Annotated in this window: 15 protein-coding genes and 1 tRNA gene; 10 read left to right on the plus strand and 6 right to left on the minus strand. The window is 66.6% G+C overall.

What is annotated here, in order from left to right; genetic code table 11:
* The gene (gene efp, locus GST15_RS00160; RefSeq protein ID WP_159015237.1) at window positions 1-567 is read right to left on the minus strand and encodes an elongation factor P; all 567 of its coding nucleotides are present in this window, start codon (window positions 565-567) and stop codon (window positions 1-3) included.
* A gap of 92 nt (window positions 568-659) precedes the next feature.
* On the opposite strand from efp, the gene epmB reads away from it, so the two are divergent.
* Window positions 660-1,751, plus strand: coding sequence for an EF-P beta-lysylation protein EpmB (epmB, locus tag GST15_RS00165; RefSeq protein WP_159015238.1), 1,092 nt, complete (start codon window positions 660-662; stop codon window positions 1,749-1,751).
* Window positions 1,752-1,812: 61 nt separating this feature from the next.
* Window positions 1,813-3,900, plus strand: coding sequence for an EAL domain-containing response regulator (locus GST15_RS00170; protein ID WP_159015239.1), 2,088 nt, complete (start codon window positions 1,813-1,815; stop codon window positions 3,898-3,900).
* Window positions 3,901-3,936: 36 nt separating this feature from the next.
* Here GST15_RS00170 and htpX read toward each other — a convergent pair whose 3' ends face one another.
* On the minus strand, window positions 3,937-4,842 hold the full coding sequence (htpX, locus tag GST15_RS00175) for a protease HtpX (RefSeq protein WP_159015240.1): 906 nt from the start codon (window positions 4,840-4,842) through the stop codon (window positions 3,937-3,939).
* Between the two features lie 109 nt (window positions 4,843-4,951).
* Here htpX and gluQRS point away from each other — a divergent pair, with 109 nt between their 5' ends.
* The 4 genes from gluQRS to phbB (GST15_RS00195) all read left to right on the plus strand — a co-directional run bounded on the left by gluQRS (window position 4,952) and on the right by phbB (GST15_RS00195) (window position 8,048).
* On the plus strand, window positions 4,952-5,863 hold the full coding sequence (gluQRS, locus tag GST15_RS00180) for a tRNA glutamyl-Q(34) synthetase GluQRS (protein ID WP_159015241.1): 912 nt from the start codon (window positions 4,952-4,954) through the stop codon (window positions 5,861-5,863).
* A 64-nt stretch (window positions 5,864-5,927) separates the two neighbouring features.
* On the plus strand, window positions 5,928-6,668 hold the full coding sequence (phbB, locus tag GST15_RS00185) for a beta-ketoacyl-ACP reductase (protein ID WP_159015242.1): 741 nt from the start codon (window positions 5,928-5,930) through the stop codon (window positions 6,666-6,668).
* A 136-nt stretch (window positions 6,669-6,804) separates the two neighbouring features.
* Window positions 6,805-7,296, plus strand: coding sequence for a polyhydroxyalkanoate synthesis repressor PhaR (phaR, locus tag GST15_RS00190; RefSeq protein WP_159015243.1), 492 nt, complete (start codon window positions 6,805-6,807; stop codon window positions 7,294-7,296).
* An 8-nt stretch (window positions 7,297-7,304) separates the two neighbouring features.
* Complete coding sequence (gene phbB, locus GST15_RS00195) at window positions 7,305-8,048, plus strand: acetoacetyl-CoA reductase (RefSeq protein WP_159015244.1); 744 nt, start codon at window positions 7,305-7,307, stop codon at window positions 8,046-8,048.
* 14 nt (window positions 8,049-8,062) lie between these two features.
* Here the strand turns inward: phbB (GST15_RS00195) and GST15_RS00200 are convergent, their stop codons facing one another.
* Together GST15_RS00200 and GST15_RS00205 are read right to left on the minus strand one after the other, a co-directional pair.
* A complete protein-coding gene (locus tag GST15_RS00200) occupies window positions 8,063-8,962 on the minus strand; it encodes a M48 family metallopeptidase (protein ID WP_159015245.1) in 900 nt (299 codons plus the stop codon).
* A 45-nt stretch (window positions 8,963-9,007) separates the two neighbouring features.
* Window positions 9,008-10,849: a formylglycine-generating enzyme family protein gene (locus tag GST15_RS00205; RefSeq protein ID WP_159015344.1), complete on the minus strand. Its 1,842-nt coding sequence runs from the start codon at window positions 10,847-10,849 to the stop codon at window positions 9,008-9,010.
* Between the two features lie 157 nt (window positions 10,850-11,006).
* Between GST15_RS00205 and rnd the strand changes: the two genes are divergently transcribed.
* The 3 genes from rnd to GST15_RS00220 all read left to right on the plus strand — a co-directional run bounded on the left by rnd (window position 11,007) and on the right by GST15_RS00220 (window position 12,882).
* A complete protein-coding gene (rnd, locus tag GST15_RS00210; RefSeq protein WP_159015246.1) occupies window positions 11,007-12,125 on the plus strand; it encodes a ribonuclease D in 1,119 nt (372 codons plus the stop codon).
* Between the two features lie 12 nt (window positions 12,126-12,137).
* Window positions 12,138-12,213, plus strand: a tRNA-Ala gene (locus tag GST15_RS00215).
* Window positions 12,214-12,459: 246 nt separating this feature from the next.
* Entirely contained in the window at window positions 12,460-12,882 is a 423-nt protein-coding gene (locus GST15_RS00220; RefSeq protein ID WP_159015247.1) for a universal stress protein, read from the plus strand.
* Window positions 12,883-12,918: 36 nt separating this feature from the next.
* Here the strand turns inward: GST15_RS00220 and GST15_RS00225 are convergent, their stop codons facing one another.
* A complete protein-coding gene (locus GST15_RS00225; protein ID WP_159015248.1) occupies window positions 12,919-13,473 on the minus strand; it encodes a GNAT family N-acetyltransferase in 555 nt (184 codons plus the stop codon).
* Between the two features lie 123 nt (window positions 13,474-13,596).
* Here GST15_RS00225 and GST15_RS00230 point away from each other — a divergent pair, with 123 nt between their 5' ends.
* Window positions 13,597-14,424 carry a universal stress protein gene (locus tag GST15_RS00230; protein ID WP_159015249.1) on the plus strand — a complete coding sequence of 276 codons (828 nt, stop codon included), beginning with the start codon at window positions 13,597-13,599 and terminating at the stop codon, window positions 14,422-14,424.
* Between the two features lie 29 nt (window positions 14,425-14,453).
* Here the strand turns inward: GST15_RS00230 and GST15_RS00235 are convergent, their stop codons facing one another.
* Window positions 14,454-15,179 (minus strand): BON domain-containing protein, encoded by a 726-nt coding sequence (locus GST15_RS00235; RefSeq protein ID WP_233262994.1) that lies wholly within the window; start codon window positions 15,177-15,179, stop codon window positions 14,454-14,456.
* Between the last annotated feature and the right edge of the window lie 40 nt (window positions 15,180-15,219).

A 15,219-nucleotide genomic window follows, 5' to 3' on the forward strand; every position in this document is an offset into this window, starting at 1 on the left:
TTATTTCACGCGTGAGACGTATTCGCCGGAACGCGTGTCGACCTTGATGATCTCGTCCTGGCCGACGAACAGCGGCACGCGGACCACGGCGCCGGTCTCGAGCTTGGCCGGCTTGCCGCCGCCGCCAGAGGTATCGCCGCGCACGCCCGGATCGGTCTCCACGATCTTGAGTTCGACGAAGTTCGGCGGCTGCACCGAGATCGGAATCCCGTTCCACAAGGTCACGACGCAGTCTTCCTCGCCCTTCAGGTATTTCGCGGCATCGCCGACGCCGGTCTTGTCGGCCTGCACCTGCTCGAAGGTCTCGGGCTGCATGAAATGCCAGTGCTCGCCGTCGGCATACAGGAACTGCATGTCGGTATCGACGACGTCCGCGGCTTCGAGGCTGTCGGTCGCCTTCATGGTGAGCTCGACCACGCGGCCCGACTTGATGAAGCGGTACTTGATCCGGGTGAACGCCTGGCCCTTGCCCGGCTTGACGTATTCCGTCTCGGTGATGATGCACGGCTCGTTGTTGACCAGGATCTTCATGCCGTTCTTGACGTCGTTCATGCCATAGCTGGCCATGGAAACTCCTGCGGGCCGCCTCGGGGGACGGCTAAACTAAGGGGATCGAGATTCCGGCCGCTGCCGGAAGATGCTGGAAACGCTGACCGCCAATGATACCTGCAGCCTCCCCCGTACTGCAGCCTTCGCCTGTGGATGCCAGGACCGAAGCGTCCGGTGATGCGGCTGTGGGTGCACTGTCGGCTGACTGGCGACGCCTCTGGCGCGAGTCTGTCCGCGATCCGCACGAACTGCTGGCAATGCTCGGCCTGGAGGCGCTCGCCGGCCGACTGTCCCGGTCCGCCGCCGAACAGTTTCCGCTGCGTGTTCCGCGCGGGTTTGTCGGGCGGATGCGCCACGGCGATGCCTCGGACCCGTTGCTCCGGCAGGTGCTGCCGCTGGACGACGAGGAACGCCTGCTACCCGGCTTCGTTCTTGATGCGGTCGGCGACACGGCGGCAGGCATTGCGACGGGCGTGCTGCGGAAATACCAGGGCCGCGCGCTGCTCATCACCACCGGCGCCTGCGCCGTGCATTGCCGATATTGCTTCCGCCGGCACTTTCCCTATGCCGGGCAGGCGGCGTCGCGCGACGGATGGGCCGGCGCGCTGGACGCCATCGCCCAGGATCCGACCATCGACGAGGTGATCCTGTCCGGAGGCGATCCCTTGTCGCTGGACACGCCCAAGCTCGCGCAGCTGACGGCGGCCCTCGCCCGCGTCCCGCATCTCAAGCGACTGCGCATCCACACGCGTTTGCCGATCGTCCTGCCAGAGCGGGTGGATGACGCCCTGCTCGACTGGATCGATGGGATGCCCTGGCCCGTCGCGGTCGTTGTCCACGCGAACCACGCCAATGAATTCGACGCCGATGTCGATGCGGCGATGGGGCGGCTGCGCGGCACCGGAGCGACCCTGCTCAACCAGGCCGTCCTGCTTCGCCACGTGAACGATTCAGTCGATGCGCTCGCCGCATTGAGCGAGCGCGCCCATGCCGCTGGCGTGCTGCCGTACTACCTGCACCAGTTGGACCGCGTCCAGGGCGCGGTGCATTTCGAGGTCGACGATTCAACCGCACTGGCGCTCCATGACGGATTGTCGTCACGCCTGTCCGGCTATCTTGTCCCAAGGCTGGTCCGCGAAGTCCCCGGGGACACGGGAAAGCGTCCATTGACGCCATTGCGGCAGGATCCGGCGGATGGATGACGCGCCCGGATTGGACGCAATCCGCCCCATCGTGTAGAAAACGGCCCATACGGAGAGCTGCATGCAGAATGGGGTCGACACCGCGTTGCGCCTGATGATCGTCGACGACAGCGTCGAGGACGCCGAAGCGATCGTCAGCGCCATGCGTAATGCCGGGATCGCCGTGCGGCCATTGCGGCCGGCGTCGGCGGAAGAATTGCAGGACATGCTCGGCGCGCAGCCCGTCGATCTGGTGCTCGCCGCGCAGCAGTCCACCGGCATCCCCCTGGACGACGTACTGCAGCTGGTGAAGGCCAGCGGCAAGGACCTCCCGGTCATCGCCATCGCCGATCGTGTCGATGAAGCCAGCCTGGCACAGGCCTTTGCCTCGGGCGTGCGCGGGATCGCCCTGCGGCAAAAACCGCAGCAGTTGCTGGGCGCCGTCCGGACCGAGTGGGCCGACCTGGAGGCCCGCCGCTCGCTGCGTCGCCTGGAAGCCCAGGTGCGCGAAACCGAACGCCGTTGCGACGCCCTCATCGAATCGTCCCGCGAGCCCATCGCCTATGTGCACGAAGGCATGCACATCCGTGCCAATGGCGCCTACCTGGAAATGTTCGGGTATGAGTCCTTCGATGACCTCGAGGGAATGTCGCTGCTCGACCTGGTCGCACCGCACCATGTCGAAGGGTTCAAGAAGCTGCTGAAGTCGCTGAGCAAGGGCGAGCCGCCACCGCCGCGCTACGAACTGGAAGCGCGCGACATCGCAGGATCGGCGTTCGCGGCGGTCATGGAATTCACGCCTGCACTCTATGAAGGCGAGCCTTGCCTGCAGGTTGTGTTCCGGCGCCAGGAAACCGACCCGGAGCTTGCCCGGGAAGTCGAGGAACTGCGCCAGCGCGACCAGGTGACCGGGCTGCTCAACCGTCCGACCTTCCTGCGCGCGCTGGAGGATGCGGTGGCCGGCGCCGCCCAGAACCAGGGCCAGCACGGCCTGCTCCTGCTCGAGCCCGACCACTACCAACGACTGCTGCAGGAAATCGGGCTGGATTCGGCCGACGCATTGCTCGAGGCCATCGCCGGCCGCCTGCGCAGCGTGCTGGAAGCGGGACATGCCAACGACGCACTGGCTGCCCGCTTCGGCGAACACAGCCTGGCGGTTCTCGTCCGGGCCGACCACGTGACAACCACGGCGCTGGCGGAGAACATCCGCGAGGCGTTCGCATCGCACGTCTTCGAGATCGGCAACCGCTCCAGCGCGATCACCGCGAGCATCGGCGGCGTGCAGATCGGCGAAAAGATCGCCAGCGTCACCCAGGTCCTGGCCAAGGCCAACCATGGCGTGCAGTCCTCCATCGCCGTGGGTGGCAACCGGTTCGAGATCTTCGACCCCAGCGCCGTGGATCGCGCCGAGGAGGAGCGCATCCATGCATGGGTCGCACGCCTGCGCGATGCGCTGGACCACGACCGTTTCCTGCTGTTCTACCAGCCCGTGATCAGCCTGCAGGGCGAACCGGGTACCACCTACGAGACCTACATCCGGCTGGATGCGGGCGCCGGCGAGATGGTCCCGCCGCTGAGCTTCCTGCAGATCGCCGAGGAGCACGGGCTGCTGTGGGAGATCGACCGCTGGGTCGTCGGGCATGCGATCGCCGTGATCGGCGAGCGCGCCCGTGCGGGCAACCCCACGACACTGCTGGTGAAGATCACCCAGGCCTCGCTGGCCGACGACACCCTCTCCCGCTTCGTCGGCGAGCAACTCGCCGCGCAGGGCGTGAGCGGCGAATACCTGGTGCTGCAATTGCCCGAGGCGAAGGTGTTCACGCACCTGCGCGCGGCGCAGGAATTCGCGGGCGCGGTCGCCGCGCACAAATGCCGTGTCGGGCTGGAGCAGTTCGGCGTGGGCCTGGACTCCTTCCAGCTGCTGTCGCATTTCGATCCGGCCTTCCTCAAGCTCGATCGCAGCTTCATGGAAGACCTTGCCAAGAACACCGCCAACCAGGCCCGCATCCGCGAGATCGCCACCAAGGCGCGCACGCTCGGCATCCGCACCATTGCGGAATTCGTCCAGGATGCCGCCAGCATGTCGGTGCTGTTCTCCAGCGGCGTGGACTTCGTGGAAGGCCACTTCCTCGCGCCCGCCGGGCCCGACATGAATTACGAATTCGACTGACGAAGTGCTCGCGGCCGGCGCCCTGCCGCGACGGCCTCAGGCCACCACGCCCTCATGCAGGGCACGACCGTCGAGCGGTGCATTGCGCAGCGCCGCGATCCGCTCGTCCAGCGGCGGATGGCTCATCAGCAGGCGGCGCAGTCCGCCACTGGTGCCACCGCTGATCCCGAAGGCCGCCACCTGTTTGGGCAAGGTGGTCTGGCCGTGGTTCTGCGCCAGGCGCTCCAGTGCGGCGATCATCTTGTCGCGGCCGGCGAGTGTCGCCCCGCCCGCATCGGCGCGGAATTCGCGATGCCGCGAAAACCACATCGCGATCATGCTGGCGAACAGGCCGAACACCATGTCGAGCACGAAGACGACCGCGTAATAGCCGATGCCGCCACCGCTGCTCTCCCTGCCGCCGCTCAGGTAGCCATCGACCACCCGGCCGACGAGGCGGGCCAGCACGATCACAAATGTATTGAGCACGCCCTGCAGCAGGGCCATCGTCACCATGTCGCCGTTGGCCACGTGGCTGACTTCATGGCCCAGGACGGCCTCGGCCTCGTTGCGATCCAGCGCGCGCAGCAGGCCGGTCGACACCGCGACCAGCGCGCTGTTGCGGTTGGCCCCGGTGGCGAAGGCGTTGATCTCCGGAGCATCGTAGATGGCGACTTCCGGCACGCCGATGCCGGCGGCCGTCGCCTGGCGGCGGACCGTCGCAAGCAGCCATTGTTCGGCTTCGTTGCGTGGTGTCTGGATCACCTGCGCGCCGGTGGCGCGCTTGGCGACCCACTTGGACAGCAGCAGCGAAACGAACGACCCGCCGAAGCCGAACAGTGCGGCCATCACCAGCAGTCCGCCGAACTGATCGGCGTTGACGCCAAGCACGGACATGACCACGCTGACCAGGGCCAGGACAGCGAGATTGGTGACGAGGAACAATGCAACGCGCTTCAACATCCGGGTGCTCCATTGGGTCGCGCTCATGCGCGCACTACGCACGATCTGTGGCAGCCGGCCGGGAATTTCAAGTGAGCACGCCCTGCATGGCTGGTGTCCGGGTAATCCGATGAGCCTGGACCAGACGAGCTACCGCGGACGCTTTGCGCCATCGCCAACCGGCCCGCTGCACCTCGGGTCGTTGCTGACCGCATGGGGAAGCTGGCTGCTGGCCCGGAAGGCCGGTGGACGCTGGCTGGTCCGCATCGAGGACCTGGACCCGCCGCGCGAAGTCCCGGGTGCCGCGGGACTGCAGTTGCGCACGCTCGCAGCCTTCGGCCTGGCAAGCGATGAACCGGTCGTGCGCCAGAGCGAACGCGGCCCGTTGTACCAGGCGGCCCTGGACCGCCTGCTCGATCGCGGCGACGCCTTCCACTGCCACTGCTCCCGCAGGACCCTCGCGGCCAACGGTGGCGTCCACCACCAGTGCGTGGCTGCGCACGCCATCGACCACCCATCGGTGCGCTTCCGGGTTCCGCCACGCACCCGCTTGGAATTCGACGACCTGATCCAGGGTCCGGTGCACCAGGATGTCGGCAGCGAGGTCGGCGACTTCGTCCTCAGGCGCGCGGATGGCCCATGGGCGTATCAGCTGGCGGTGGTGGTGGATGACGCCGCGCAGGGCATCACCGATGTCGTACGCGGCGCCGACCTCCTCGTCTCAACGCCACGGCAGATCCTGCTGCAGCGCGCATTGGGCCTGTCGACGCCACGTCACGCGCACCTTCCCCTGCTGCTGGATGCCGACGGCCGGAAGTTGTCGAAGTCGCTGGCATGCGCGCCGGTCGACGCGTCGGATCCGCTGCCCGCATTGCGCGTCGTCTGGGCAGCCTTGGGGCAGGATCCGTCTGCGCATGCCGGCGCCGCGTCGGTCGCCGCGATGCTGTCGATGGCGCAACGGGAATTCGATCCGTCACGCATACCCGGACAACCTGTCGCGATGCCGTCCCTGCCCGACACAAGCGTAACGCGCCGTCCTTAAACTGCTGCCTGGCACGTTACATTGACCGGACAACGACCGCGTCCGCGGTCCCTGAGGATTCGACATGAGCGAACGCGTGGCACTGGTGACCGGTGGAACCGGTGGTATCGGAACCGCCATCTGCAGGCGGCTTGCCGACCTTGGCCACAAGGTCGCCACCAACTACCGCAACGAGGACAAGGCCCGCGAATGGCAGGGGAAGATGCGATCGGATGGCTACGACATCGCACTGGTCAAGGGTGACGTGTCCTCGCCCGAGGGTGGAGCGGCGATCGTGGCCGAGGTCGAACGACAGGTCGGGCCGGTCGACATCCTCGTCAACAACGCCGGCATCACCCGCGACACGACCTTCCACAAGATGCGCCCGGAACAGTGGAGCGAGGTCATCAACACCAATCTCAACTCCGTCTACAACATGACCCGCCCGGTCATCGAGGGCATGCGCCAGCGCCAATGGGGCCGCGTGATCCAGATCAGCTCGATCAACGGGCAGAAGGGACAGTACGGCCAGGCCAACTACGCCGCCGCCAAGGCGGGCATGCACGGGTTCACGATTTCCCTGGCCCAGGAAAACGCCAGGTTCGGCATCACCGTCAACACCGTGTCGCCCGGCTATATCGGCACCGACATGGTGATGGCGGTTCCCGAGGAAGTCCGCGCGAAGATCGTCGCGCAGATCCCCACGGGGCGCCTCGGATTGCCCGATGAAATCGCGTATGCCGTCGCCTTCTTCATCCCCGACGAGGCCGCGTGGATCACCGGCGCAAACCTGTCCGCCAACGGTGGCCAGTACATGGGCTGGTAGCCCCGCGCCAACCGTCGCGGCTGGCACAGCCGGCGATGAACGTCGGCGGCCTCCCATGACTTGTGACGCTTGACACGGCGGTTGCAAGGGCTGCGGAGCTGCGCCATGCTCGGGCTTCCACCGGGGGGTCCGTCGCATGGCTACGCGCGTCATCAAGAAATATCCAAACCGTCGCCTCTACGACACCGAGATCTCCAGCTACATCACCATCGAGGATGTGCGCCAGCTGATCGTCGAGGGCGAGTCGTTCGAGGTGCGCGATGCCAAGAGCGGCGAGGACCTGACGCGCCAGGTGCTGCTGCAGATCATCGCCGAGCATGAACAGGACGGCGAACCCATGCTGTCCACCCAGCTGCTCAGCCAGATCATCCGTTTCTATGGCGATTCGCTGCAGGGCTTCATGGGGAACTACCTCGAGCGTTCGATGCAGGTGTTCCTGGAGCAGCAACAGCAGTTCCGCCAGCAGGTCGGCGGCCTCCTCGGCCAGACACCGTGGACGATGATGAACCAGTTGACCGAGCGCAATCTCGAGGTCTGGAAGGACTTCCAGCAGACCCTCGCCGGAGGCGTCAATCGCGCCGCCGGTCCGCCTCCGCGCGAGAAGGAAAAGGACAAGTCCCGCAGTTGAGGCCGGCCATGGCCGCCACGCCGCGCGTCGCCGCCGTCAGCGGTGGCATTGGTGGACTGGGGACAGCCATCTGCATTGCCCTGGCCAAGGCCGGGCGTCGCGTGGTCGCGCTGGACCTGGACCGTCAGGCCGCCGTCGCCGGGTTCCGCCGCGCCGTGGAAGGACTGGACGTGGGCTTCCAGCCGCTGGACGTGACCGACTTCGACGCCTGCGGGGCATGCGTGCGGGGCATCCAGTCGGACCTGGGCTCGCTCGACATCCTCGTCAACGCCGCCGGCATCACACGCGACACGACGCTACGCAAGATGGACAAGCTGCAGTGGGACGCCGTCATGGGCGTGAACCTGGATGGCGTCTTCAACCTGAGCCGGCATGCGGTCGACGCGATGATGACGGCGGGATTCGGCCGCATCGTCAACATCAGCTCGGTCAACGGACAAACCGGGCAGTTCGGCCAGACCAACTATTCGGCATCCAAGGCCGGCATGCATGGCTTCACCATGGCCCTGGCGCGCGAGGTGGCGCGCAAGGGCGTCACGGTCAACTCGGTTTCACCCGGCTACTGCGAAACCCCGCTGGTGCTCGCGATGCCCGAGGAGACCCGCGCTTCCATCGTGCAGGGCGTCCCGGTGGGACGCCTCGGTAGGCCCGAGGAAATCGCACGCGTCGTGGAATTCCTCAGCGCTGACGAGTCCGGCTTCATCACCGGCACCAACATGGCCGTCAACGGCGGCTTGTTCATGAGCTTCTGAGTGCGCCGCGCCGATCATGGCGCAGCGGCAGCGCTCCCGGCTCCCTTGCAGAAGCGTGACTGGTAATCGAGCGCCTTCGGCATCAGCGCCTGCAGGTTCTGGATGCGCGTGCCGGGATTGGGATGGGTCGATGCGAACTCGGGCTGGCCACTGCCACCGCTGGCTTCGGTCATGCGCTGCCACAGCGGGATGGCTTCGCGCGGGTTGTAGCAGGCCGCCGCGGCCAGCATCAGGCCCATCTCGTCGGCCTGCGTCTCCTGCTTGCGCGCGTAGGGCAGCGCGTGCCCGTAACCGTAGACGGCCATGACCGCCTGCATCTGGTTCTGGTCCATGCCGCTGGCGGCGCCCGCCATCTGGCCGATCTGCTCCAGCTTCTGCTCCGTCAGGCGCTGCGCACCATGCCGCAGCAGCGCGTGGGAAATCTCATGCCCCAGCACGACCGCCATCGCATCGGCGTTCTGCGCCACCGGGACGAGTCCGGTATAGACCGCGATCTTCCCGCCAGGAAGGCAGAACGCGTTGACCTGGTCGGACTGCAGCACGTTGACGGCCCAGTCGAACGACTTCTCGACATGCGGCGCCTGCATGCCGTGCTCGCTGGCCAGGGCATCCTCGACCTCGGGGACCTTGGCGATGAGGCGCTGGGCGACTTCGTGCACCTGCTGCGCGATCTGCGAGTTGGGATCCAGCGGTTGTTCCTGGGTGAGGATCTCCTGGTATGCCTGCAGCCCGAGCGCCTTTTCGTCCTGTGGCGAGATGTTCTTGTCGATGACGACTTTTTCGCCGGTCAATGCATCGGTCGTGCGATTGGAAAACCAGTAGTAGCCAGCATAGGCGGCGAACAACACCAGCACCCACAACCGCAATCCGCCAAAGCCGAACCCGCGGCGCGTACCTGTTGGATCCTGTCGCATCGTGGTTCCCCTGATGGTTGAGCTGTCATGTCCCTGTCCGGGACGTCATATTTCGCGAACGACCCGGAAGCCGATGCGTGCATTCGTGGCTTCGGCATCCAGCGGCGCACGCCACGCGGACCGTGTCTGTGCCGGTGAACTGGCCCAACTCCCGCCACGGACGACTCCCATCCGGCATCCGGGGTTCAACCAGCCTGCCCCATCGTCCGGTGCACGCCGATAGCTGTCATGCCAGCAGTCAGCGACCCATTCGCTGACATTGCCGGCAAGGTCGTGAAGATCGTATGCATTCGCTCCGAAATGGCCGACCGGCGCGGGGCCCCAGAAGCCATCGCCATAACCGGCGTATGCATTGCTCCAGCGCCGACCGCCCGGGGACGTGTCCTTTGCGCCAGCAATGTTGTCCGTGCCCGGCGACGGCGATCCATTGCCCCAGGGATAGCGTCCGCTGCTGCCTGCGCGCAGGGCGTATTCGAATTCCGCCTCGCTGGGCAGGCGGTAGCGCTGGCTGCTCTGGGCCGCAAGCCATTCGACGTAGGCCTGCGCGTCGCGTGCACTGACGAACACCACCGGCAGCGAGCCGTCCGCACGGCTGCCGTCATACGCTGACTGCCAGTCCACGCCGCCGCGGCGGACGAAATTGCCGCTGCGCTCGTCGTACACCATCGCCTGCCCGCGTCGCGTCGCGGTGGTCCGATAACCACTGGAGCGGATGAAGTCGCGAAACTGATCCACGGTGACTTCCGTCCGCGACATGGCGAAGCCCCGCGCGAAACGCACGTAATGCGCCGGCTTCTCGACGTCGCCGGCTTCATCGTCCTCATCCGCTGCCCCCATGCGGAATCCACCGTGCGGCACCACCACCATCTCGGGGCTGCGCGCGCCCAGCTTCAGCCCATCGGTGAAATGCTGGCCCGCGCGAAACTGCCCGTAGTGCGTCACCTGGTCGATGCGCTGTCGCAACTCGGCAACCGCCCCGTCGGCGGGGTCGGCGATGCGCAGCATCTGCGTCAGCTTGCCGCGCGCCAGCGCAATACCCTTGGGCTGCAGCAATGCCTGCATGCCTTCGTCATGAAGCTGGTCGACGCGGACGCTGCGGATGACGGCGATGCGCGCGCGGGCGTCGGCGATCGTGCCCGCATCGTGGCGAACCGCGGATGCGACAGCGAGCCAGCGCGAGGCCGACGCGAAGTCTTCCTTGCGGGCAGCGTCCTCAGCCCTGCGGATCAACCCGCTTTCGACCGCAGCCAGGCCCTGGCTTGCGCGCGACTGGCCAGGCTGCAGGCGCAGGGCGGCACGCAGCTTCGTCAGTGCGCCCTTGCCGGACTCACCGAGCCGGCCAGCCCGCAGGTCTTCTTCGGCCTGCCGGTTGAGTTCCCACAATTGATCCGCCGTGTCGACGCGATGCAGGTAGTCGCGCACCGCGTCATCCTCCGGGGCCGCAGTCCTGGCCACCGCCGCGACCCGATGCGCGCTTCGCAGGGCTTCGATATCGTCGCCGGACGTCGCCAGGAAACCGTCGCCGCTGGCAAGCAGGACATCGAGCGCATGCCGCAGGCCGTTTCGCGCAATGACGTCGCCGGGCTCCTGCCTGACCAGGGCCATGTACAGGGGGATCGCCGCATCGCCATCGTCGTACAAGTGTCCGGCGGCAAGCGCGGCGGCGGCTTTCGCCAGTGCGACCTTTCGGCCCCCGGCCGGCAATTCCACGGCGGGCGCCTGCCATGTGAGCGACTCGGCGATACGGTCGTCGCCCTGGACCGTGACAGTGCCGGTACGGTCGGTTGCGGTGCCCGATTTCGAAGGTGTCCCGGCGTCGCGCGAACAGCCCCCCAGCAACGCCATGCCCAGGACGGTCGCCGCCAGGATGCCGCGCAATGCAACCATGAACGGAACGCGCAAGGACACTCTCCATCCCTCGATCGAGGGCAGCCAGCGCCAACTTAGGCCATTGTCGCCGCCTGCGGCAACCCGCACATGCGGTGTTGGACAATCCGCGTGCGCCCGTTAGGCTCTTGAGCCGCAACCCAGGAAACCCCTCACCGTGGAGTGGATCACCGACCCCGCCCAGCTCCAGTCGCAGCTCGCGACCGCATCGTCGCGGGTGGGACTGGACACCGAATTCATCCGGGAGCGCACCTGGTGGCCGCAGCTGGCGCTCGTGCAGGTGGCGATCGAGCACGAAGAGGTGTCCGCGCCGCGGATCCTGCTGGTCGATCCGCTGCTCCCCGGCATGTGCGACGCGCTGCGCGACATGCTGGTCGACGCCTCGCTGACGAAGGTGATGCATAGCGCCAGCGAAGACCTGGTCGCGCTGAAGCACGCGTGTGGCGTGGTGCCCGCGCCGCTGTTCGACACGCAGATCGCCGCCGCGCTGGCCGGCGTCGGCGCCGGTGTCGGTTACCAGCGCCTGGTGCAGGAGACACTCGGCATCGCACTGGAAAAGGGTGAGACGCGATCGGACTGGTTGCGTCGTCCCCTGTCGCCATCGCAACTGCAGTACGCAGCCGATGACGTCCGCCACCTGTTCCTGCTGCACGATGACCTGGCCACGCGGCTCGATGACCTGGGACGTCAAGACTGGCTGCACGAAGACTGCCTCAGGCTCGTCGGCAACGCGCAACGCGATGATCTCGAGCTCTGGCCGCACCTTGGCCTGCGCTCGGCGCAATACCTCGACGCCGACGCGCAGGTACGCCTGTTGCGCCTGCTGCGCTGGCGCGACGCCTACGCGCGCGACAACGACCGCCCACGCACCTGGATCCTGGAGAGCGAATTCGCCGCGTTGCTGGCGCGCGCGCCGCCGGGCGACCTGCCAGCCCTGCAATCGCAGCTCGATGCGCAGCCCAAGGCGCCACGCAAGTTGGCATCCGCCATCTGGGCCGCACTGCACACCCCGTTGGCGGATGAATCCGACGCGCCTGCGATCAGCAGCGACGAGCCCGACAAGAATGCGTTGCGCAAGCTGCAGCAGGCTGTCGCGGCGCGCAGCGCCGAGCTTGGCCTTCCCGATGGCGTGCTGGCCTCGCGCCGGTGGCTGGAACCGCTGCTGGGCGGCAAGGACTGGCCGGGGCCGCTGTCCGGCTGGCGACGCGGCCAACTGGAGCCGTCGCTTGCGCCACTCCTGCGCCCGACTGGCGGCGGCAGCGACCCGTCCGTATAATTCGCCGCTCGTGGGGCGGTAGCTCAGCTGGGAGAGCGTCGCGTTCGCATCGCGAAGGTCAGGGGTTCGATCCCCCTCCGCTCCACCACTCGCCACCGACAAGGTCGCGAGCCCCGCAAGCCCGGCCGCAATGCCGGGTTTTTAGTTTCCGGCGCCTGGCATCGAAGACCGCGCGGGATTCCGGCACCCGACGAATCGCGCAGGCGCCAACGCAGCGCCTGCCATGGACAGCTTCGGCCAATGCCTCCCGGGTTGACGCTGGTCAATTGCAACAGGGTCCCTTCTGAATCATTGTTGCAGGGCAGACCAGCGTGCATCCTTCGAGGAGAGCCCCATGCGAATCCTTCTGGCGGTTGATGGCAGCCAATCCGGCAACCGGGCCGCGCGATATGTCGCCAAGCTCTCGTCGGCCCTTGCCGAGAAGCCGCACGTCACCCTGATCAACGTCGACGAGCCGCTGATGCGATCGGTCTCGGTGGAACTCGGTGTGCAGGGCACGGCCCGCTACCATGCCGAAAACGCCAACTACGCGGTTAAAACCGCGCGTTCGGTGCTCAGGAAGGCCGACGTCGACTTCGAGGAACAAATGCTGGTGGGCAACCCGGCCGACACCATCATCAAGGTGGCCAAGTCGTCCCGAAGCCAGCTGATCGTGATGGGCTCACATGGACGCAATGTGCTCCAGAGCGTCTTCCTGGGTTCGGTGACCATCAAGGTACTGGCGCATTCGACCATCCCGGTGACCATCATCCGCTAGCGGAACCCGCGCGGCCCGGCGGTGGACGCAAACGGGTCAAAGCAGCAGTTCGTGGATCAGCTGGGACGCGTCATCCGGGTCCACGTGGTGCAGGAAGCCCAGGTCGCCTGCGAGTTCCGTCATCCTGACGTTCTCCGCCGAGTCGACCGAGTACATCCGATGGATTCCCCGTGCGCGCGCGACCTCGATGAGATGCTTCATCAGCAGCGTCCCCAGCCCCTTGCCTTGCCAGTCGTCGCTGACCGTCACCGCGCATTCGCAGACGTCGCCGGCGGTGTTGGCGCTGTAGCGCCCCACGCCGACGATCCGCTCGCGCGAGTCCTCGTGCGTGACGGCCGCAAAGGCAACGTCGTGGACGTTGTCGACATCGGTCAATTGATCGAGCAGGCGGTCGCTGGGGCGGCATACCTGCCCGAGGAACCGGAAATGCCGCGATTGCGGCGACAGGCCTTCGATGAATGCACGCTCCTCTTCCCGATCCTGCGAGCCCATGGGCCGGATGACGACGTGGCTTCGGTCACGCAGCGTTTCCGACCAGCGTGGATAGTCGGGGGCGTGCGTGGTGTTCAATCCGGATGCCGTGATGTTCATGGCTGGCCTGCGATGGGTGGGCACCCAGCGTAGGCAGCAGCGGATCGAACGGCTTGACGTGGATCAACAACCTGGAGCAGCTGGCATGTTCATCTTTGCGATGACGAATCCAAGGTGCCGATGATGTTCAAGGACATCCTGCTTCCCATGCTGGAGGGCGACATCCCGGAATCCGCGCTGCACCACGCCCGCGTCCTGGCCGAAGGCTGTGGCGGGCGAGTCACCGCGCTGGTGGCGGTGAGCGCCTACCTTCCGGCTTCCGCGGACTGGGTGCGCCGTCCGCTGGCCACCTACGAAACCCTGCACCAGGCAGCGACGTCGGCCCTCGCCGAACAGGTGCGCAATGTCGAAGCCCGGCTGGCACGGGAAACCGTCCAGCACGAGGTCCGCGGATCCCAGGCCTTCTGGTCGACACCAGCCGAGATCCTTGCCGCACAGGCGCACATCGCTGACCTGATCGTGCTCGAAGCCCGTCGCCCGCTGGACGAGCCGGGGCGACACTTGTTCGCCGGGGCGCTGATCGGCTCCGGGCGACCGGTGCTGCTGGTCCCCGCGAGCGATACGCCGCATGCGCTTGGTCGCGTGCTGGTCGCCTGGAAGCCGTCGCGCGAAGCCGCGCGCGCATTGCACGATGCCATGCCGCTGCTGCAGGCGGCTGCACGCGTTGACGTGCTGATCGTCGATCGCAAGGGTTCGGCCCCCGCCGACGGCGACTCCGACGCGATGCTCATCGAGCACCTGCGCCGTCGCGCCATCGAGGCAACGCTGGTCCATCAGCCCTGCACGGGCGCATCGACCGGCGAAACGATCGCGGCGTATGCAGCGCAGATGCACGCCGACCTGATCGTGTCAGGTGGTTATGGCCGATCGCGCGCGCTCGAGCAGGTCTTCGGGGGAGTGACCCGGTTCCTGCTCGAACACGCGACGATACCGGTGTTGTTCTCGCACTGATCCAGCGATCCGGATGCGTTCGCGACGCATCATGCAATCAGGATATGGTCCTCGACGGCGCTGACGCCGGGCGTCGACCACACCGCCCGCTCCACGGCCTGCCGTTCGTCCCAGTTGTCCACCTCGCCGTCGATCTTGACGGTGCCGTTGGGGCGGACGTCGACATGGATGCGGTTGGCTTCGACTTCGGCATGGCGTTTCAGCGCACCGACGATCCGCTCCTTCACGTCGGCGGGCTGCACCGTCTGGACCAGCTTGATGTCGTTGCTGATTCCCTTGACGCCGGACAGCTTGCGGATGCCCGCCTCCGCCGCGAGGCGCTGGAATTGCCAGTTGACCTGGCCGCTGAGCGTGACCCAGCCCTGCTGCACCTTCACCTTGATCGCATCGCGCGGGATCGTCGTGCTCCACGCAAGCATGTTGAGCGCGCGTTGCGCGATTTCGTCGTCGTTGATCTTCTCCGACGTCGGGAACCGCACCTCGATCTTCTCGGCGATGGCCTTGACACCCTTGACACGCCAGGCGGCCCTCTCCGCGGCCAGCTTCTGGGTGTAGCTCGGGACGTGCCCGCTCAGGGTGATCACGCCATTCTCGGCGGTGACGCCGATATCCGACGAATCCACGCTCGGCTCGAAGTCGAGCTCATCAATCACATGCTGGCGCAATTGCTTGTCGTTCATGGGGGTGCTTCCTTGTTGGCTGGGGGAAGCCACGATTCTGGTGCGGGCGCGGTGTCGCACGTTGATGTACGTCAACAAACACCGGTCTGTCGAGGCCGCGCACCGCGCGCCCCGA

This window comes from Cognatiluteimonas profundi, from assembly GCF_009792795.1.
Classification (GTDB): Bacteria; Pseudomonadota; Gammaproteobacteria; order Xanthomonadales; family Xanthomonadaceae; genus Cognatiluteimonas; species Cognatiluteimonas profundi.